The sequence below is a fragment of the Streptomyces sp. NPDC041713 genome, from assembly GCF_055591085.1.
Map to the genome: position 1 here is coordinate 178685 of NZ_JBVIZY010000006.1, position 19575 is coordinate 198259.

General features: G+C 70.6%; 13 protein-coding genes and 1 CRISPR repeat array. Of the genes, 8 read left to right on the forward strand and 5 right to left on the reverse strand.

The genetic code is table 11. The annotated features are described in order from the left end of the window. The first annotated feature begins 128 nt into the window (after positions 1–128). The 4 genes from ACZ6CV_RS20265 to ACZ6CV_RS20280 all read left to right on the forward strand — a co-directional run bounded on the left by ACZ6CV_RS20265 (position 129) and on the right by ACZ6CV_RS20280 (position 4724). Positions 129–2675 carry an ATP-binding protein gene (locus ACZ6CV_RS20265; protein WP_469252130.1) on the forward strand — a complete coding sequence of 849 codons (2547 nt, stop codon included), beginning with the start codon at positions 129–131 and terminating at the stop codon, positions 2673–2675. Between the two features lie 71 nt (positions 2676–2746). Then, positions 2747–3430 carry a response regulator gene (locus ACZ6CV_RS20270; RefSeq protein WP_355806220.1) on the forward strand — a complete coding sequence of 228 codons (684 nt, stop codon included), beginning with the start codon at positions 2747–2749 and terminating at the stop codon, positions 3428–3430. Between the two features lie 151 nt (positions 3431–3581). Further along, positions 3582–3980: an OB-fold nucleic acid binding domain-containing protein gene (locus ACZ6CV_RS20275; protein ID WP_355804503.1), complete on the forward strand. Its 399-nt coding sequence runs from the start codon at positions 3582–3584 to the stop codon at positions 3978–3980. Positions 3981–3983: 3 nt separating this feature from the next. Next, positions 3984–4724, forward strand: a complete 741-nt coding sequence (locus ACZ6CV_RS20280) for a DUF3159 domain-containing protein (protein WP_355804505.1) — start codon at positions 3984–3986, stop codon at positions 4722–4724. A 7-nt stretch (positions 4725–4731) separates the two neighbouring features. On the opposite strand, the gene ACZ6CV_RS20285 is transcribed toward ACZ6CV_RS20280, so the two are convergent. The 5 genes from ACZ6CV_RS20285 to ACZ6CV_RS20305 all read right to left on the reverse strand — a co-directional run bounded on the left by ACZ6CV_RS20285 (position 4732) and on the right by ACZ6CV_RS20305 (position 8244). Then, positions 4732–5961: a cytochrome P450 gene (locus tag ACZ6CV_RS20285; RefSeq protein ID WP_469252131.1), complete on the reverse strand. Its 1230-nt coding sequence runs from the start codon at positions 5959–5961 to the stop codon at positions 4732–4734. Between the two features lie 165 nt (positions 5962–6126). Then, complete coding sequence (locus ACZ6CV_RS20290) at positions 6127–6804, reverse strand: potassium channel family protein (protein WP_062770899.1); 678 nt, start codon at positions 6802–6804, stop codon at positions 6127–6129. Continuing rightward, entirely contained in the window at positions 6804–7472 is a 669-nt protein-coding gene (locus tag ACZ6CV_RS20295) for a potassium channel family protein (protein ID WP_055565843.1), read from the reverse strand. Before ACZ6CV_RS20295 ends, ACZ6CV_RS20290 begins: the two co-directional genes overlap by 1 nt. Before the next feature lie 200 nt (positions 7473–7672). Further along, positions 7673–7903, reverse strand: a complete 231-nt coding sequence (locus tag ACZ6CV_RS20300; RefSeq protein WP_355804510.1) for a hypothetical protein — start codon at positions 7901–7903, stop codon at positions 7673–7675. An 8-nt stretch (positions 7904–7911) separates the two neighbouring features. Next, positions 7912–8244, reverse strand: a complete 333-nt coding sequence (locus ACZ6CV_RS20305) for an ArsR/SmtB family transcription factor (protein ID WP_469252132.1) — start codon at positions 8242–8244, stop codon at positions 7912–7914. 158 nt (positions 8245–8402) lie between these two features. Between ACZ6CV_RS20305 and ACZ6CV_RS20310 the strand changes: the two genes are divergently transcribed. The 4 genes from ACZ6CV_RS20310 to cas3 all read left to right on the forward strand — a co-directional run bounded on the left by ACZ6CV_RS20310 (position 8403) and on the right by cas3 (position 19554). Beyond that, positions 8403–10772, forward strand: coding sequence for an MMPL family transporter (locus ACZ6CV_RS20310; RefSeq protein WP_469252133.1), 2370 nt, complete (start codon positions 8403–8405; stop codon positions 10770–10772). After that, positions 10714–12783, forward strand: coding sequence for an APC family permease (locus ACZ6CV_RS20315; RefSeq protein WP_469252134.1), 2070 nt, complete (start codon positions 10714–10716; stop codon positions 12781–12783). Before ACZ6CV_RS20310 ends, ACZ6CV_RS20315 begins: the two co-directional genes overlap by 59 nt. A 112-nt stretch (positions 12784–12895) precedes the next feature. Then, a complete protein-coding gene (locus ACZ6CV_RS20320; protein ID WP_469252135.1) occupies positions 12896–14239 on the forward strand; it encodes a class I SAM-dependent RNA methyltransferase in 1344 nt (447 codons plus the stop codon). A gap of 422 nt (positions 14240–14661) precedes the next feature. Beyond that, a CRISPR array of direct repeats spans positions 14662–16398; the repeat unit is 29 nt; unit sequence GGGACCACCCCCGCGGGTGCGGGGAGCAC. 357 nt (positions 16399–16755) lie between these two features. After that, positions 16756–19554: a CRISPR-associated helicase Cas3' gene (cas3, locus tag ACZ6CV_RS20325; protein WP_469252136.1), complete on the forward strand. Its 2799-nt coding sequence runs from the start codon at positions 16756–16758 to the stop codon at positions 19552–19554. Positions 19555–19575 lie beyond the last annotated feature (21 nt).

Sequence of the window (19575 nt, forward strand, 5' to 3'; positions counted from 1 at the left end):
GGCGCCCCTCGTCCGCATCAGGGTTGTGTCAAGGACCGCACCCCCGTGCCCCCTCGTCCGTAATGCCGGAATTATTGGCCGTAAGGTCGACGCTGCGTACACAGCAGTTTCGGGAAGACAATGAGGCCATGGCACGCGGCAAGCTACGGATCTACCTCGGTGCGGCACCGGGCGTCGGCAAGACGTACGCCATGCTCTCCGAGGCGCACCGCCGTACCGAACGCGGCACCGACTGCGTCGTCGCCTTCGTGGAGCACCACGGCAGGCCGCGCACCGAGGTGATGCTGACCGGCCTCGAACAGGTGCCCCGCAAGGACCTGGAGTACCGCGGCACGGCCTTCACCGAGATGGACGTCGACGAGGTGCTGCGGCGCGCCCCCGCCGTCGCCCTGGTCGACGAGCTCGCCCACACCAACGTCCCCGGCTCGCGCAACGCCAAGCGCTGGCAGGACGTCGAGGAGCTCCTCACCGCCGGCATCGACGTCGTCTCGACCGTCAACATCCAGCACCTGGAGTCCCTCGGCGACGTCGTCGAGTCGATCACCGGCGTGCGCCAGCGCGAGACCGTCCCCGACGAGGTGGTGCGCAGGGCCGACCAGATCGAACTGGTCGACATGTCGCCCGAGGCGCTGCGCCGCCGCATGGCGCACGGCAACGTCTACCAGTCCGACCGCATCGACGCGTCCCTGTCGAACTACTTCCGGCCCGGCAACCTCACGGCGCTGCGCGAACTCGCGCTGCTCTGGGTCGCCGACCGCGTCGACGAGTACCTCCAGCAGTACCGGGGCGAGCACAACATCCGCTCCACCTGGCAGGCCCGCGAGCGCATCGTCGTCGGCCTCACCGGCGGACCCGAGGGCCGCACCCTGATCAGACGCGCCTCCCGGATGGCCGCCAAGGGCTCCGGCAGCGAGATCCTCGCCGTCTACATCGCCCGCAGCGACGGCCTGACCGGCGCGTCCCCCAAGGAACTCGCCGTCCAGCGCACCCTGGTCGAGGACCTCGGCGGCACCTTCCACCACGTCATCGGCGACGACATACCGGCCGCGCTCCTGGACTTCGCGCGCGGCGTCAACGCCACCCAGATCGTCCTCGGCTCCTCGCGCCGCAAGACCTGGCAGTACGTCTTCGGGCCCGGCGTCGGCGCGACCGTCGCCCGCGACTCGGGCCCCGACCTGGACGTGCACATCGTCACGCACGGGGAGGTCGCCAAGGGGCGCGGACTGCCCGTCGCCCGGGGGGCCAGGCTGGGCCGCTCCCGGGTCATCTGGGGCTGGCTGGTCGGCGTCGCGGGACCCGCCCTGCTGACCGTGCTGCTCACCCACGTCGACGCCGACCTCGGCCTCGCCAACGACATGCTGCTGTTCCTGACGCTGACGGTCGCCGCGGCGCTGGTGGGCGGGCTGCTCCCGGCGCTCGCGTCCGCGGCGTTCGGTTCGCTGCTGCTCAACTACTACTTCACGCCACCGCTGCACCTGTGGACGGTCTCCGACAACAACAACATCGTGGCGATCGCCGTCTTCGTGGGCGTCGCGGTGTCGGTGGCGTCCGTGGTGGACCTCGCCGCCCGGCGCACCGCCCAGGCCGCCCGGCTGCGGGCGGAGGCGGAGATACTCTCCTTCCTCGCCGGCAGCGTGCTGCGCGGCGAGACCAGCCTGGAGGCCCTCCTGGAGCGGGTCCGGGAGACCTTCGCGATGGACTCCGTCGCCCTCCTGGAACGCGCGGGCGACACCGACCCCTGGACCTGCGCCGGCAGCGCGGGCGACGGCCGCCCGCTGACCCGCCCCGAGGAGGCCGACGTCGACATGCCGGTCGGCGACCACATGGCGCTCGCCCTCTCCGGCCGCGTCCTGCCCGCGGCGGACCGCCGCGTCCTCGCCGCCTTCGCCGCGCAGGCCGCCGTCGTCCTGGACCGCCAGCGCCTGCAGTCCGAGGCCGACCAGGCCCGCACCCTCGCCGAGGGCAACCGCATCCGCACCGCCCTGCTCGCCGCCGTCAGCCACGACCTGCGCACCCCCCTCGCGGGCATCAAGGCGGCCGTGTCCTCGCTGCGCTCCGACGACGTGGAGTGGTCCGAGGAGGACGAGGCCGAGCTCCTGGAGGGCATCGAGGCGGGCGCCGACCGCCTGGAACACCTCGTCGGCAACCTGCTGGACATGTCCCGCCTGCAGACCGGCACCGTCACCCCGCTGATCCGCGAGGTCGACCTCGACGAGGTCGTCCCCATGGCGCTCGGCGGCGTCCCCGACGGCAGCGCGGACCTCGACATCCCCGAGACACTGCCGATGGTCGCCGTCGACAAGGGCCTCCTGGAGCGGGCGGTCGCCAACGTCGTCGAGAACGCCGTGAAGTACGCCCCCGATGGCGTCCCCGTCAAGGTCTCCGCCAGCGCCCTGGGCGAGCGCGTCGAGATACGCGTGGTGGACCGCGGGCCCGGGGTCCCCGACAGCGCCAAGGACCGCATCTTCGCGCCCTTCCAGCGCTACGGTGACGCTCCGCGCGGTGCCGGGGTGGGCCTCGGCCTCGCCGTCGCCCGCGGCTTCGCCGAGGCCATGGGCGGCACCCTCGCCGCCGAGGACACCCCCGGCGGCGGCCTGACCATGGTCCTCACCCTGCGGGCCGCGACCGGGCGGCCCACGGCCCGTCCCGAGCTCTCGGCCCAGGTCACCTCGTGACCCCGAACGGATGCTCGTGACCCCGAAGGGATGCAGGTGACCCCGAACAGATGCCAGAAAGGCAGGTACGCATGACCCGGGTGCTCGTGGTCGACGACGAGCCGCAGATCGTGCGCGCCCTCGTCATCAACCTGAAGGCGCGCAAGTACGAGGTGGACTCGGCCCCCGACGGCGCCACCGCGCTGCAGGTCGCCGCCGCCCGCCACCCCGACGTGATCGTGCTCGACCTCGGTCTGCCCGACATGGACGGCGTGGAGGTCATCAGGGGGCTGCGCGGCTGGACGCGCGTGCCGATCCTGGTCCTGTCCGCCCGGCACAGCTCGGACGAGAAGGTCGAGGCGCTGGACGCGGGCGCCGACGACTACGTGACCAAGCCCTTCGGCATGGACGAGCTCCTCGCCCGGCTGCGCGCCGCCGTGCGCAGGGCGGAGCCCACCGGGCCCGGCGAGGGCGACGTGCTGGTCGACACCGGGGACTTCTCCGTCGACCTGGCCGCGAAGAAAGTCAACCGCGCGGGCCGCGACGTACGCCTCACGCCCACGGAGTGGCACCTCCTGGAGGTCCTGGTGCGCAACACCGGCCGCCTGGTCAGCCAGAAGCAGCTGCTCCAGGAGGTCTGGGGGCCCTCGTACGGCACGGAGACGAACTACCTGCGCGTCTACATGGCGCAGCTGCGCCGCAAGCTGGAGACGGACCCGGCGCACCCGCGCCACTTCATCACGGAGCCCGGCATGGGATACCGGTTCGAGAAGTGACGGGCTGGGGGGTGACTGGCTGAGAGGTGACGGGCTGAGAAGTGACCGGATTAATTGCTTCAGCGGGGGTCGCAGCGGGTACTGAGCGGACATAAGCACAGATGAGCGCACCGCTTACCGCAGTGTCGGCGCCCCCCGGTACGCTTCTTGTATGAGTGCTGTTCCTGGTTCCGAAAAGCCGGCGGGCCGTTTCCGGCGCATGCTCGACCGGCTCTCCTCCTCCCAGGAGGACCTGGAGTCGGAGGAGCTGCGCGAGGACGCCGAGACGGCCGGGTGCGTCCGTATCGGCGACTGCCAGGACCGCCAGATCGTCACGGTTACTGGTACCTTGCGCACGGTCACTCTGCGGCCACGCGCCGGGGTCCCCGCCCTGGAGGCCGAGCTTTTCGACGGCTCGGCGGCGTTGGACGTGGTGTGGCTGGGCAGGCGCTCCATCGTGGGGATAGAACCGGGGCGCAAGTTGATCGCGTCGGGCCGGATCTCGATGAGCCGGGGCCGCCGGGTGCTCTTCAACCCCAAGTACGAACTCAGACCCCTCGGACGGGAGTAGCCGGTGACGTCCCTCGACAAGCCGACGGACCACGGGAAGACGGATCAGGACGCGGATTCCCGGGCCGTGACCGAGGCAGCGCTCTTCGAAGCCTTCGGCGGCGTGCGGGGCATGGTGGAGACGGTCGTTCCCGGCCTGCTCTTCGTGACCATCTTCACGATCAACAAGGACCTGCACATGTCGGCCATCGCGGCCCTCGCGGTGTCCCTGGTGCTCGTGGTGGTCCGCCTGGTCATGAGGGACACCGTCAAGCACGCCTTCAGCGGCGTCTTCGGCGTCGTCTTCGGTGTGGTCTTCGCGATGATGACCGGCAACGCCAAGGACTTCTACCTGCCGGGCATGCTCTACACCCTGGGCCTCGCCCTCGCGTACATGATCACGACCCTCGCGGGCGCCCCGCTGATCGGCCTGATCCTCGGCCCGGTCTTCAAGGAGAACCTCTCCTGGCGCACCCGCAACCCCGGCCGCAAGAAGGCCTACGCGAAGGCCAGCTGGGCCTGGGGCCTGATCCTGCTCGCCAAGTGCGCGATCCTCTTCCCGCTGTACTGGTGGGGGGACACCACGCAGTTCGGCTGGGTCCTGGTCGCCCTGAAGATCCCGCCGTTCCTGCTCGCCGTCTACCTCACCTGGGTCTTCCTGGCGAAGGCCCCGCCGCCCATCGACGTGTTCGCGGAGATGGAGGCCGAGGAGGAGGCCCAGAAGGCCCGCGAGGCGGAGCGGGAGCGGGAGCGCCGCGAGGTCTAGGCCGGGCTCACCGGACCGGTTCCGTCCGCCAGGTGACCGGCAGTTCGTGGACGCCGTAGATGTTCATGTCGGTCCTGAGCCGCACCTGGCCGGCGGGGACGGCGAGTTCCAGGTCCGGGAAGCGGCGCAGCAGACTCCGCAGGCCCGCGCGCATCTCGACGCGGGCCAGCTGCTGACCGAGGCACTGGTGGACGCCGTGGCCGAAGGCGAGGTGGCCGCGGGCGGCGCGGCGGATGTCCAGGGCGTCGGGGCCGTCGAAGCGCCGGGGGTCACGGTCGGCGGCCAGCAGGGAGACGACGACGGTCGAACCCTTCCGGATGAGCTCCCCGCCGAGCTCGATGTCCTCCGTGGCGTAGCGGTAGAAGATGTCGGCCACGGAGAGGTGGCGCAGCAGCTCCTCGACCGCGCCGGGCAGCAGGTCGGGGTCCGCGCGCAGGTCGGCCAGTTGCGCGGGGTGTTCCAGGAGCGCGAAGGTGCCGAGGGCCAGCATGTTGGCGGTGGTCTCGTGGCCGGCGAGGAGCAGCAGGAAGGCCATGCCGGTCAGTTCCTCGACGTCGAGGTCGTCGTGGCGGGCCAGGTCGGACAGCAGGTTGTCGCCGGGTTCTGCGCGCTTCGCGGTGACCAGCTCGGCCAGGTAGGCCATCATCGCCCCGTAAGCGGCCATCTTCGTGTCCAGCTCCACCTCCCGCTCCATGAACGTGGCGGAGTGGGCCTGGAAGCTCTCCCGGTCCTCTGCGGGGACCCCGAGCAGTTCGCAGATCACCAGGGACGGCACCGGCAGCGCGAACTCCTTGACCAGATCGACGGGCGCGGTCAGCCGCGCCATCGCGTCCAGCCGCCGCTCGGCGATGTCGACGACGCTCTCCTCCAACTGCTGCATGCGCCGGACGGTGAAGGCGCCGGTGAGTCTGCGGCGCAGCCGGGTGTGGTCCGGCGGGTCCATGGCGATGAACACGCCGGGAAGCTGCGGCGAGGGCTCGGTCACGGCGGGCATGCCGGGTATCTCGTACGGGACGTGGAGCGGGCCGAGGTCCTGGCGGGAGCTGAAGCGGTTATCGGCCAGGAGCCGGCGTACGGCGTCGTGACCGGTGACGAGCCAGCCCTCGTGGCCGTCGGGGAACAGCAGGGGGCTGACCGGACGCGCCGCGCGCAGCCGGGTGATCGCGCGGGGCGGGTCGAAGGGGCCCGCGTCGCGCTCCACGGGCAGACCGCGCGACACGGGGACCGAGTCGCTCATCGGCTTCCTTTCTGGGCGGGGCCGCCGGCGGTGGCTGCGGCGGTGGTGCGGCTCCGCACGGCAGGCTAACGTCGCGCTACCGCCCTGCGGACTGCTTCGGACATACGCGGAGGGGGCGCCCGAAATCCTCCGGGCGCCCCCTCCGTACGTACTGCCGCAAAGGCCTCAGCCCACCGCGTCCTCGCGGCGTACCGACAGCAGGTCCTCCAGCTGTTCCTCGCGGGCCTGGGCCGCGACGAAGAGGAGTTCGTCGCCCGCCTCCAGGGAGTCGTCCGCGGTCGGCGCGAGGACGCGGGTGCCGCGGATGATCGTGACCAGCGAGGTGTCCTCGGGCCACTGGACGTCGCCGACCTGCGTGCCCGCGAGCGCCGACTCGGGCGGCAGCGTCAGCTCGACGAGGTTCGCGTCGCCGTGGCTGAAGCGGAGCAGGCGCACCAGGTCGCCGACGCTCACCGCCTCCTCGACGAGCGCGGACATCAGACGCGGCGTGGAGACCGCGACGTCGACGCCCCAGGACTCGTTGAAGAGCCACTCGTTCTTGGGGTTGTTGACGCGGGCGACGACGCGCGGGACGCCGTACTCGGTCTTCGCGAGCAGCGAGACGACGAGGTTGACCTTGTCGTCGCCGGTGGCCGCGATGACCACGTTGCAGCGCTGCAGCGCCGCCTCGTCCAGGGACGTGATCTCGCAGGCGTCGGCGAGCAGCCACTCGGCCTGCGGCACGCGCTCGACGGAGATGGCCGTCGGCGCCTTGTCGATGAGCAGGACCTCGTGGCCGTTCTCCAGGAGCTCACCGGCGATGGAGCGCCCGACGGCGCCGGCTCCGGCAATGGCGACCCTCATCAGTGACCGCCTTCCTCGGGGCCTTCGGCGAACGCCGCTTCGACCTTGTCGACCTGGTCGGTGCGCATCATGACGTGCACCAGATCGCCCTCCTGCAGGACCGTCTGCGAGGTCGGCAGGACCGCCTCGCCCAGCCGGGTGAGGAAGGCCACGCGCACGCCCGTCTCCTCCTGGAGCTGGCTGATCTTGTGCCCGATCCAGGCCGACGACGCGTGCACCTCGGCGAGCTGCACGCCGCCGGTGGGGTCGCGCCACAGCGGCTCGGCGCCGGACGGCAGCAGCCGGCGCAGCATCTGGTCGGCGGTCCAGCGGACCGTGGCGACCGTCGGGATGCCCAGACGCTGGTAGACCTCGGCGCGGCGCGGGTCGTAGATGCGTGCCGCGACGTTCTCGATGCCGAACATCTCGCGGGCCACCCGGGCCGCGATGATGTTGGAGTTGTCGCCGCTGGAGACGGCGGCGAAGGCGCCCGCCTCCTCGATGCCGGCCTCGCGCAGGGTGTCCTGGTCGAAGCCGACGCCGGTCACCCGGCGGCCGCCGAACCCGGAGCCGAGCCGGCGGAAGGCCGTGGGGTCCTGGTCGACGACGGCGACCGTGTGCCCCTGTTGTTCGAGATTCTGGGCGAGAGCGGACCCGACTCTGCCGCAGCCCATGATGACGATGTGCACCTGTTTCTTACCCCGCACTCCTGGTCATCCCGCTGACCTGCGAAAACATCGGGCTCACTCTTCTCTCTCAGTCTGCTGGCACGAACGGGGCAACAGCGTGCGGCGTTGCCAAGAGACGAGCTTAAGCCGCAACCCCTCCCGCGCACTCACCCACGGTGGGCGCGGGGGACGCGGAGGCATACGTGAGGGGACAGGGGTGCTCAGTCCACGCTGCGGAGCAGACCCTCGACCTTCTCCAGGCGGTGGCCGAGCTCGACGAGCTGCAGACGGTTCGCCTCCTGCTCGGACCTGGCCCGCTCGACGGCCTCGCGGTAGCCGTTCATGGCGTCGGCGTACTGCCGGTCGCGTTCCTTGTTGCGCTGCGTCTGGAAGTACGCGACCGAGACGACCGCGCCGGCGAGTATCAGGAAAAAGGCAACCGGGATGATCACGTCGTCCACTAGGACGTCCCCCTCGATGAGTGCTGCTCGTCCTCTCCCGGCGGCTGCTGCCGCAGGGCGGCGACGATCGTATCCACGTTCAACCGGACGTCGAACGGCGCCAGTTCGAAGTACTTGAGCGCCTTGCCGTCGTCGGACAGCTCCAGGCGGCCGACGACGAGGCCGGCCTTCTCCATGCGTTCGAGATGCATGTAGAGCAGCGGGCGGGACACCCCGAGCCGCCGGGCCAGCTCGCTGACGTACAGCTGGCCGCCGGAGAGCTCGTTGATGATCCGGATGCGCTGCGCGTGACCCACCGCAGCGAGAAAAGCGAGTAGCTCCTCGCTGTCCATGGCCCGCCTTCGCGCTGGTCCCGAAACCTGTCAGCCAAGGCTTACGCATGACGGGATCCGCTGTCAATCCACTCCTGTCCGTATACGAATGACAGTTGACGGCTCGCTCCTTCACCTGTCAGTCTCCGCTTACACGTGAAGCATGGAGGGGGAACGAAATGAGAAAGCGATCGGTGACGGTCCGCGCGGCCCGCTGGAGCGCGCTGCATCCGGGGCGCGCGGTCATCGGCTGGCTGGTCTTCGTGGTGCTGTGCCTGGGGGTCGGCGCGGCCGCAGGCATGAACAGCGCGACCTCGGAGGACTTCCGCGTCGGCGAGGCGGGCCGCGCCGAGGCCCTGGCGACGGACGGCGGTCTACCGCTGCGGTCCACCGAACACGTACTGATCCGGGCCGCGAAGGGACCGCTGGACAAGACGGCCGCCGCGGCCGCCGTGCGGGACGTCACCGACCGGATGGAGGCCCTGCCCGAGGTGGCGTCGGTGGCGCCCCCGGCGCGCTCCGCCGACGGCCGCGTGCTGCGCGTCCAGGTGGAGCTGCACGGCTCCGAGCAGGACGACCAGAAGAACGTCCCGCCGCTCCAGGCCGTGACCGAGAAGGTCAAGAAGGCCCACCCGGGCCTGCTCGTCGAGGAGACCGGCGACGCCTCCGTGAGCAAGGGCGTCGAGGACCAGCGCAACAAGGACCTTCAGTTCTCCGAGGCGATCACGCTGCCCGTCACGCTGATCACGCTCGCCGTCGTCTTCGGCTCGGTGGTCATGGTCGGCGTACCGGTGCTGCTCGCCGTCACCTCGATCATGGCGACGATGGGCCTGGCGATGCTCGCCTCGCACCTGCTGCCCGACACCGGCGTCGGGATGAGCATGATCCTGCTCATCGGCATGGCCGTCGGCGTCGACTACACGCTCTTCTACCTCAAGCGCGAACGCGAGGAGCGGGCCAGGGCCGGCGGCCGCCTCACCTCCGCGGCGGTGGTCGAGGCGGCCGCGGCGACGGCCGGCCGCGCCATCGTGGTCTCCGGCCTCGCCGTGATCGTCTCCACCACCGCGCTCTTCCTGGCCCGTGACGTCATCTTCGACTCGCTCGCCACCGGCACCATCCTGGTCGTCGCCGTCGCCATGGTCAGCTCGGTGACGGTGCTGCCCGCCCTGCTCGTCGTGCTCGGCCGCCGCGCCGAGCGCCGCGCCGCCAAGCGCCTGGCCAAGGGCAAGCCGGTCCGGACGCGCGGGATGCGGGGGAGGAGCGGAGTGCGGGGGAGGAGCGAGACGTACGGCGAGCGTGAGTCGGGCCGCGTCTGGTCCGCCCTGCTCGCCCCGGCCCGCAAGCGCCCCGCGCTCACCCTGTGCCTCGCCGTCCTCGCCATGCTGGGCCTCGCGGTGCCCGCCCTCGACATGCACCTCAAGAACCCGGCGCGGGACAGCTTCTCGCGCGACATCGACGCCATGAAGGGGTACGACCGGCTGCTCGACGCCTTCCCGGAGCTGCGCGTACGGCACTTCGTGGTGGTCCGCGCCGACGCCGCGCGCGCCGGTGACGTACGCGAGGCCCTGACCGACCTCGACCGCGCCGCGCAGGACGACCCGCTCTTCGCGCGCGGCTCCGACGCCCCGCTCCTGCGCTCCGCCGCGGACCACCGGACGACCCTGCTCGAACTGAACGCCGCCGACCCCACGTACTCGAGAAACGCCGAAGTCTCACTCGAACATCTCCGGAAGGATCTGCTGCCCCGCACCGTCGGCCATGTGCCCGGCGCCGAGACGGCCGTCACCGGCGAGGTGGCGCGCGGCGTCGACTACGTCGGACACCAGAACGGCAAGCTCCCGCTGGTCCTCGGCTTCCTGCTCCTGATGACCTTCGCCATGACGGTCCTCGCGTTCCGCTCCGTCGTCCTCGGACTCCTCGGCGCCCTGCTCAACCTGCTCTCCGTGGGATCCGCGCTCGGCCTGCTCGTCCTCGTCTTCCAGGGCGAGTGGGCCGAGGGACTGCTCGCCTTCGACTCCCTGGACGGCATCTCCTCGCGCGTCCCGCTCTTCCTCTTCGTGATCCTCTTCGGGCTCTCGATGGACTACCAGGTCTTCGTGGTCAGCCGGATCCGCGAGGCGGCGCTGAACGGAGTGCCCACGCGGCAGGCGGTCCTGGACGGCATCGCGTCCTCCGCCAAGGTCGTGACCAGCGCGGCGATCGTCATGGTCACCGTCTTCGCGAGCTTCGTGATGCTGCACATCCTGGAGATGAAGCAGATGGGCTTCGTGCTCGCGGCGGCCGTCCTGCTCGACGCCTTCGTGATCCGCGTCATGATCCTGCCCGCGGCGCTGCTCCTGCTCGGCCGCGCCACCTGGTGGCCGTCCCGTGCCTTTCGCGGGCCGGAAAACCCGGCAATAGGAGGAGCGCAGGATCGCACAGGACCGATAACCGGTGAAGTTGGGGGTGGTGGGTGGGCGCGCCCCCAATCGAACGCTTACGATCCTCTGCGTGTCCAAACTGACCGACGTGCCCAAACGGATCCTCATCGGGCGCGCACTGCGCAGTGACCGGCTCGGAGAAACGCTCCTGCCGAAGCGCATCGCACTCCCCGTCTTCGCGTCCGACCCACTCTCCTCCGTGGCGTACGCGCCGGGAGAGGTCCTTCTCGTCCTCTCCATCGCGGGTGTGTCGGCCTACCACTTCAGCCCCTGGATCGCCGTCGCGGTCGTCGTGCTGATGTTCACGGTCGTGGCGTCCTACCGACAGAACGTGCACGCCTACCCGAGCGGTGGTGGCGACTACGAGGTCGCCACCACCAACCTCGGCCCCAAGGCCGGCCTCACCGTCGCCAGCGCCCTGCTCGTCGACTACGTCCTGACCGTGGCCGTGTCGATCTCCTCGGGCATCGAGAACCTCGGCTCCGCGGTCCCCTTCGTGGTCGAGCACAAGGTCCTCTGCGCGGTGGCCGTCATCGTCCTCCTCACGCTGATGAACCTGCGCGGCGTGAAGGAGTCCGGCAAGCTCTTCGCCATCCCGACGTACGTCTTCGTGGCGGGCGTCTTCATCATGATCGCGTGGGGCGCCTTCCGCGGCCTGGTCCTCGACGACTCGATGCGGGCGCCCACCGCCGACTACGAGATCAAGCCCGAGCACCAGGGCCTGGCCGGCTTCGCCCTGGTCTTCCTGCTGCTGCGGGCCTTCTCCTCCGGCTGTGCGGCGCTCACCGGCGTCGAGGCGATCAGCAACGGCGTCCCGGCCTTCCGCAAGCCGAAGTCCAAGAACGCCGCGACGACGCTGGCGCTCATGGGCGGCCTGGCCGTCACCATGTTCTGCGGCATCATCGTCCTCGCCATGGTGACCAAGGTCCGGATGGCGGAGATCCCCGGCAAGGACCTGTTCCACAACGGCGTCCCGGTCGGCTCGGACTACGTCCAGAACCCGGTGATCTCGCAGGTCGCCGAGGCCGTCTTCGGCCACGGCAGCTTCCCCTTCATGATCCTCGCCGCGGCGACCGCGCTGGTCCTCTTCCTCGCGGCCAACACCGCGTACAACGGCTTCCCGCTGCTCGGCTCGATCCTGGCCCAGGACCGCTACCTGCCGCGCCAGCTGCACACCCGCGGCGACCGCCTCGCGTTCTCCAACGGCATCGTGCTGCTCGCGGGCGCGGCCGCGCTCCTCGTCGTCATCTACGGCGCGGACTCCACCCGCCTCATCCAGCTCTACATCGTCGGCGTCTTCGTCTCCTTCACGCTCAGCCAGATCGGCATGGTCCGGCACTGGAACCGCCACCTGGCCAAGGAGAAGGACGCCAACAAGCGCCGCCACATGATCCGCTCCCGCGCGATCAACACGTTCGGCGCCTTCTTCACCGGCCTGGTCCTGGTCGTCGTCCTGCTCACGAAGTTCACCCACGGCGCCTGGGTCGCGCTGCTCGGCATGTGCATCTTCTACGCGACGATGACGGCCATCCGGCGCCACTACGACCGCGTGGCCGAGGAGATCGCCGCCCCCGACGCCCCCGGCGACGAGAGCGTGCGGCCCTCCCGGGTCCACTCGATCGTCCTGGTCTCCAAGATCCACCGCCCGACGCTGCGCGCCCTGTCGTACGCGAAGCTGATGCGCTCGCACGACCTGGAGGCGCTCAGCATCAACGTCGACCCGGCGGAGACCAAGGCCCTCAAGGAGGAGTGGGAGCGCCGCGGCATCACGGTCCCGCTGAAGGTCCTCGACTCGCCGTACCGCGAGATCACCCGCCCGATCATCGAGTACGTCAAGAACCTGCGCAGGGAGAGCCCGCGCGACGTGGTCAGCGTGATCATCCCCGAGTACGTGGTGGGCCACTGGTACGAGCACCTGCTCCACAACCAGAGCGCGCTGCGCCTCAAGGGCCGCCTTCTGTTCACGCCAGGCGTGATGGTGACGTCGGTCCCGTACCAGCTGGACTCCTCCGAGGCCGCGAAGAAGCGGGCCCGCAGGCGCTCGGAGTGGAACGCGCCGGGTGCGGTGCGCAGGGGTCCGGTGGAGCGGACGAAGCGACCGAAGGAACAGGGGAAGAAGGAGCCGAGCAAGAAGGGCTAGGAGTATCTGCCCCGTCCCGTCTGGTTCCGTGGCGAGCGGCCGGACGACACCCACGTAGACTGGTGGGCTGTTGTCCGGCCGTTCCCCTTTTACGTTGTGGAGTCACCCCGCCATGCAGGCAGAACCGAAGAACGAGCAGGCGGGGAACTCGCTGGTCGGCCAGGAGTACGAGGTCGAGATCGGCCCCGTCGCGCACGGCGGCCACTGCATCGCCCGTACGGCCGAGGGCCAGGTGCTCTTCGTACGGCACACGCTGCCCGGCGAGAAGGTCATCGCACGCGTGACCGAGGGCGAGGAGGGCGCGCGCTTCCTCCGGGCCGACGCGGTGACGATCCTCGACCCCTCCAAGGACCGGGTCGAGGCCCCCTGCCCGTACGCGGGACCCGGCCGCTGCGGCGGCTGCGACTGGCAGCACGCGAAGCCGGGCGCGCAGCGCCGCCTCAAGGGCGAGGTCATCGCCGAGCAGCTCCAGCGGCTGGCGGGGCTGACCCCCGAGGAGGCGGGCTGGGACGGCACGGTCATGCCGGCCGAGGGCGACAAGCTGCCGGCGGGCGAGGTCCCGTCGTGGCGCACGCGCGTGCAGTACGCGGTGGACGCGGACGGCAACGCCGGCCTGCGCCGCCACCGCTCGCACGAGGTCGAGCCGATCGAGCATTGCATGATCGCGGCCGAGGGCGTCTCCGAACTGGGCATCGAGGAGCGCGACTGGTCGGGCATGGCGTCGATCGAGGCGATCGCGGCGACGGGCTCAGGGGACCGCCAGGTGATCCTCGCCCCGAAGCCGGGAGCGCGCCTGCCGATCGTGGAGCTGGACAAGCCGGTGTCGGTGATGCGGGTGGAGGAGAAGGACGGCGGCATCCACCGCGTCCACGGCCGCGCGTTCGTCCGCGAGCGCGCCGACGGCCGCACGTACCGGGTCGGCAGCGGCGGCTTCTGGCAGGTCCACCCGAAGGCGGCGGAGACGCTGATGCTCGCCGTCATGCAGGGCCTCACCCCGCGCAAGGGCGACACGGCCCTCGACCTCTACTGCGGCGTCGGCCTCTTCGCGGGCGCGCTCGCGGACCGCGTCGGCGAGAAGGGCGCGGTGCTGGGCATCGAGTCCGGCAAGCGGGCGGTGGAGGACGCGCGCCACAACCTGGCGTCCTTCGACCGCGTCCGCATCGAACAGGGCAAGGTCGAAGCGGTCCTCCCGCGCACGGGCATCACGGAGGCCGACCTGATCGTCCTGGACCCGCCGAGGGCGGGCGCGGGCAAGGCGACGGTCCGCCACCTGACGGGCCTGGGCGCGCGACGCATCGCCTACGTGGCGTGCGATCCGGCGGCGCTGGCGCGGGACATCGGGTACTTCCGGGAGGGCGGGTACCGGGTGCGGACGCTTCGGGCGTTTGATTTGTTTCCTATGACGCATCATGTGGAGTGTGTGGCGATTTTGGAGCCTGCCGAGAAGGGCGCCTGACCTGCGGTTTTGCTGATGTGTATTGTATGTGTTGCGGGCGTTATGGACGATATCTTGACGCCGAAATGACGCTCATTTGACGCTCGTTCTGCTGGGCTGTCAGGTGCGGGTGATGGCTGGTCAGGGCTCGGGGGCCATGCCGGTGTAGCCGGGGTCCTGAGGGGTGTGACGCTGAGCGGCTTTGCTGATCCGCTTGCGCCGAACAGCAGCAGGTTTTTCGTCTGCTGGTGGTACAAGCGATAAACCCGTCTGACCAGCAAGAATGTCAGTGCGACAGGTCAGGATCTTGGTGGCGCCGACGGCGCGTACAGCCTCCTATGGCGAGCCGACGGGTGCTGGGGTGGCGGCCCTGCCGAGGCTGGAGCGGACATCTGCGGGTGCGGGGAGCACCCATCCTCGCGTTTCTCCTTGACCTGACCACGAGGACCAGCCCCGTGGGTGCGGGGACCACCTCCGGGTGCTCTTCCGCGAGGACCGCGGCCAGGGACCATCCCCGCGGGTGCGGGGAGCGCTCCACGGGGTCGGACGTCATCGCATAGGTACGGGGACCACCCGCGCGGGTGCGGGGAGCACGCGGCCTCAAGGGGGACCGCCAGTTCGTCGTCGGGACCACCCCCGCGGGTGCGGGGAGCACTCCGACATGCCGATCGTGGCAGACCAAGAGCTGGGACCACCCCCGCGGGTGCGGGGAGCACATTCAGAAGTCGAGATCCAGATAGTCGATGTCGGGACCACCCCCGCGGGTGCGGGGAGCACATCATGCACTCGGGGTTGGGGCACTCCCAGCGGGGACCACCCCCGCGGGTGCGGGGAGCACGCCACCGTGTCCGCGATCCCAGCACCCCACTTGGGACCACCCCCGCGGGTGCGGGGAGCACATCATGCACTCGGGGTTGGGGCACTCCCAGCGGGGACCACCCCCGCGGGTGCGGGGAGCACGTAGCGGGGCTGGGTCACGGTGGTCCTTTCGGGGGACCACCCCCGCGGGTGCGGGGAGCACGCCACCGTGTCCGCGATCCCAGCACCCCACTTGGGACCACCCCCGCGGGTGCGGGGAGCACTGTCTCTTCCCAGACGGTCTTGCCCTGCGCGCGGGACCACCCCCGCGGGTGCGGGGAGCACAACTCGTCTTCGGGGGTGAGGGGGCGTGTCTTGGGACCACCCCCGCGGGTGCGGGGAGCACCGAAGGCGAGAGGGGCGTACGACCCGAACGGGGGGACCACCCCCGCGGGTGCGGGGAGCACACACCTATGCATCACGGCCAGACGGCCGCGTCGGGACCACCCCCGCGGGTGCGGGGAGCACATCTGAGTGAGGCGGCGCGGCGCGGGCGCACCGGGACCACCCCCGCGGGTGCGGGGAGCACAGGTACCGGACACCGATCGACCACCGGGTTATGGGACCACCCCCGCGGGTGCGGGGAGCACCCGACGCGGATGACGTAGGGCTCGGCGAGCTTGGGACCACCCCCGCGGGTGCGGGGAGCACGTGAGGCGCTGATCATGGAACTCAACCGCATCGGGACCACCCCCGCGGGTGCGGGGAGCACCAGTCCCAGGAATCACTCGGCTGGAGCGAGTGGGGACCACCCCCGCGGGTGCGGGGAGCACGAGGAGGCAAGGGCGCTGGAGGAGTGGAACGGGGGACCACCCCCGCGGGTGCGGGGAGCACCTTCTCCCACCGCTCTCGGATCAGGATCCACCGGGACCACCCCCGCGGGTGCGGGGAGCACGCCGAGGTCGCGGAGCTGCGGCCGCGCGAAGAGGGACCACCCCCGCGGGTGCGGGGAGCACGACTGCTCGACCATGACGCACTCCAGCATGTTGGGACCACCCCCGCGGGTGCGGGGAGCACACCCCGTCCAAAATCACCTGGGACGAGTGCGAGGGACCACCCCCGCGGGTGCGGGGAGCACGGGTGGCGCGGAGCGCGCGATGTGATGTCCGGGGGACCACCCCCGCGGGTGCGGGGAGCACCCCCGTCCACTGGACGGGGCCCGCTTCTTTGCGGGACCACCCCCGCGGGTGCGGGGAGCACGAACTCCTGAAGCTGCGGGCCGAGTTGGAGAAGGGACCACCCCCGCGGGTGCGGGGAGCACTCCTGGGTGGCGCCCTGGCGGGCATCTGGCGCGGGACCACCCCCGCGGGTGCGGGGAGCACACTCAACGGCCTGCGACTTTATCGCCGCAGGGCGCTGGTTTCGGGAAGTTTCACCGAATCGGTAGTATCGGGCATTTTTGCCATTGGGGTTTCCTTGGTACTTGCGAGTGCTGGCAAGTCGAGTGTGTGCGACGCCGGATGATACGGCGTGCTGTGAGTGGGGGTCTGGATTCTCCGCGATGGGGATGCGCGTTTCCTGTATCGCTGACGCGGCCGTGGGTGTGCGTGTATGCCTGTGGCATGACGGTTGAGGGGGAGTTAGGGGCGGGTCTGGGGGGTCGGCTCGCGGGGCCGGTGCGTTCTGTGTGGGCCAAGCATGACCGGGATAGCGAGGGGTGGCTGCCCCTGTGGCGGCACATGGACGACAGTGCGGCGGTGGCCGCTTTGGTCTGGGACGAGTGGCTGCCCGCCGGCGTTCGGGCGCTGATAGCCGAGGCGTTGCCGGGTGGGGCGGAGGACGGCCGGTCGCTGGTGGTGTGGCTGGCGGCGGTGCACGACATCGGGAAGGCCACGCCGGCCTTTGCGTGCCAGGTCGATCAGCTTGCCGACGAGATGCGTCGTCAGGGCCTGCAGATGAAGACCCGCAAACAGTTCGGGGCCGATCGGGGGATGGCTCCGCACGCGCTGGCGGGGCAGGTATTGCTGGGTGAATGGCTGGAGGAACGGCAGGGCTGGCCGCCCCGGCAGGGCGGGCAGTTCGCGGTTGTCGCGGGTGGCCATCACGGGGTGCCGCCGGAGCATGGACAGCTCAATGACCTGTATGACCGTTTGCATCTGCTGCGGACTCCCGGCGCCAGCGAAGCGTTGTGGCGGCGGGTGCAGGAGGAGCTGCTGGAAGCGTGTGCCGATGAGTACGGCGTGCGTGAGCGCCTTGGTGCCTGGCGGGCGGTGAAACTGCCGCAGCCTGTGCAGGTGCTGCTCACCGCCGTGGTGATTGTCGCTGACTGGATCGCCAGCAACCCGGACCTGTTCCCGTATTTCCCGCAGGAGACGCGTACCGGTGAGGAGCGGGTCGCTGCGGCCTGGCGGGGTCTGCGGCTGCCCGCGCCGTGGCTGGCCAAGGAGCCGTCCGGGGGCGCTCAGGAGGTCTTCGCGTCACGTTTCGATCTGCCGTCGGGAGCGAAGGCCAGACCGGTACAGGAGGCCGCGGTGCGGCTGGCGCGCGAGATGCCCGCGCCTGGCCTGATGATCGTTGAGGCGCCGATGGGGGAGGGGAAGACGGAGGCCGCGCTCGCGGTTGCTGAGATCTTCGCGGCCCGTTCAGGTGCGGGCGGGGTGTTCTTCGCGCTGCCCACGATGGCGACCGGGAACGCGATGTTCCCGCGGCTGCTGGAGTGGCTTGGCCGGTTGCCCAAGCAGGAGGGCGACAGGTGGTCGGTGCTGCTCGCGCACTCCAAGGCCGCACTCAATGACGAGTACGCCGATTTGCTGCGTAGTGGCCGGCAGGAGATCGCTGCCGTCGACGTGGATGGTGAGGTGGGGCGGTGGCGGCCCTCGGACGAGATGCGGTTGGCTCCAGCCGAGTTGGTCGCCCATGCGTGGTTACGGGGGCGGAAGAAGGCGATGCTGGCGTCGTTCGTCGCCGGGACGGTGGATCAGTTGCTGTTCGCCGGGCTCAAGAGCCGGCATCTGGCGCTGCGTCATCTCGCGGTCGCGGGCAAAGTCGTGGTGATCGACGAGGCGCACGCCTATGACACGTATATGAGTGTCTATCTGGACCGGGTGCTGTCGTGGCTGGGGGCCTACCGGGTGCCGGTCGTGGTGCTGTCCGCGACTCTCCCCTCGGCCCGTCGCCGTCAGCTCGTAGAAGCCTACGCAGGAGGCGGCGGTGAGCGGGGTGAGGCGGGGGGTGCTTTCGAGGCGGTGGCCCGGGCTACCGCCTATCCGCTGCTGACCACCGTGACGCCCGGTCAGGACCCGGTCGTCGAAGGGACCGCGGCCTCTTCCCGGGGCGGTGATGTCCATGTGGAACGACTCGACGATGATTCGGAGGTCTTGGCCGACCGGCTGTCGGCCGAGCTTGAGGGCGGCGGCTGCGTTCTGGTCGTGCGCAACACGGTTCGCCGGGTTCTGGAGACCGCCCGAATGCTGCGTGAGCGCTTCGGTGAACAGGCCGTGACCGTCGCCCACTCGTGCTTCGTCGATGTGGACCGGGCGGTGAAGGACGCCGATCTCCTCGCCCGGTTCGGGCCGCCGGGCAAGGCGGGCGGGCGGCGCCCGGCCGGGCCGCACATCGTGGTTGCCAGCCAGGTTGCCGAGCAATCCCTCGATGTCGACTTCGACCTGCTCGTCACCGACTTGTGCCCGGTCGACCTGATGCTGCAGAGGATGGGACGCCTCCACCGTCACCGGCGCGGCAACGGGCAGGCGATGCGCCCTGAGCGGCTACGCAGGGCCCGGTGCCTGGTCACCGGTGTCGACTGGAGCGGGCCGGTGCCGGTGCCGGTGCGCGGATCGGTCGCGGTGTACGGGGCGTACGTGCTGCTGCGCTCCGCGGCTGTCCTGCTGCCTCACCTGGAGGGAGCGCGCCGTCCTGTGCGGCTGCCCGAAGACATCAGCCCTCTTGTCCAGGGTGCCTACGCCGATGGTCCTGTCGGCCCCGCAGTGTGGGCCGATGCGATGGCGGCGGCGGGGGAGCGGCACGCCAAGCACCGGGTGGAGCAGGCCGGGCGGGCGGAGGTCTTCCGGCTGGATGAGGTGGGGCGGCCTGGTCGGCCGCTCATCGGGTGGATCGCGGCGGGGGTGGGCGACGCGGACGACACCCGGGCCGGACGGGCTCAGGTCCGCGACAGCAAGGAGAGTTTGGAGGTGGTGGTCGTGCAGCGGCGTGCTGATGGGTCGCTGGCCACCCTGCCCTGGCTGGCGAAGGGCCAAGGAGGGCTGGACCTGCCCACCGACCGGCCTCCGACGGGCGCCGCGGCGCGGGCTGCGGCCAGTTGCGGACTGCGCCTGCCCATCCAGTTCTCGCACGCCGAGGTCATGGACCGCGCGATCGCCGAACTGGAGGAACTCTACGTCCCGGCCTGGCAGGGGAAGGGCAGCCATTGGCTGGCCGGCCAGCTGATCTTGGCGCTTGATGCCGATTGTCGGACCCGCTTGGCAGGCTTCTCACTCCGCTACAGCCAGAGCGACGGCCTTGAGGTGAGCAGTGACTGAGTTCGATGAACCAGCCGCGTT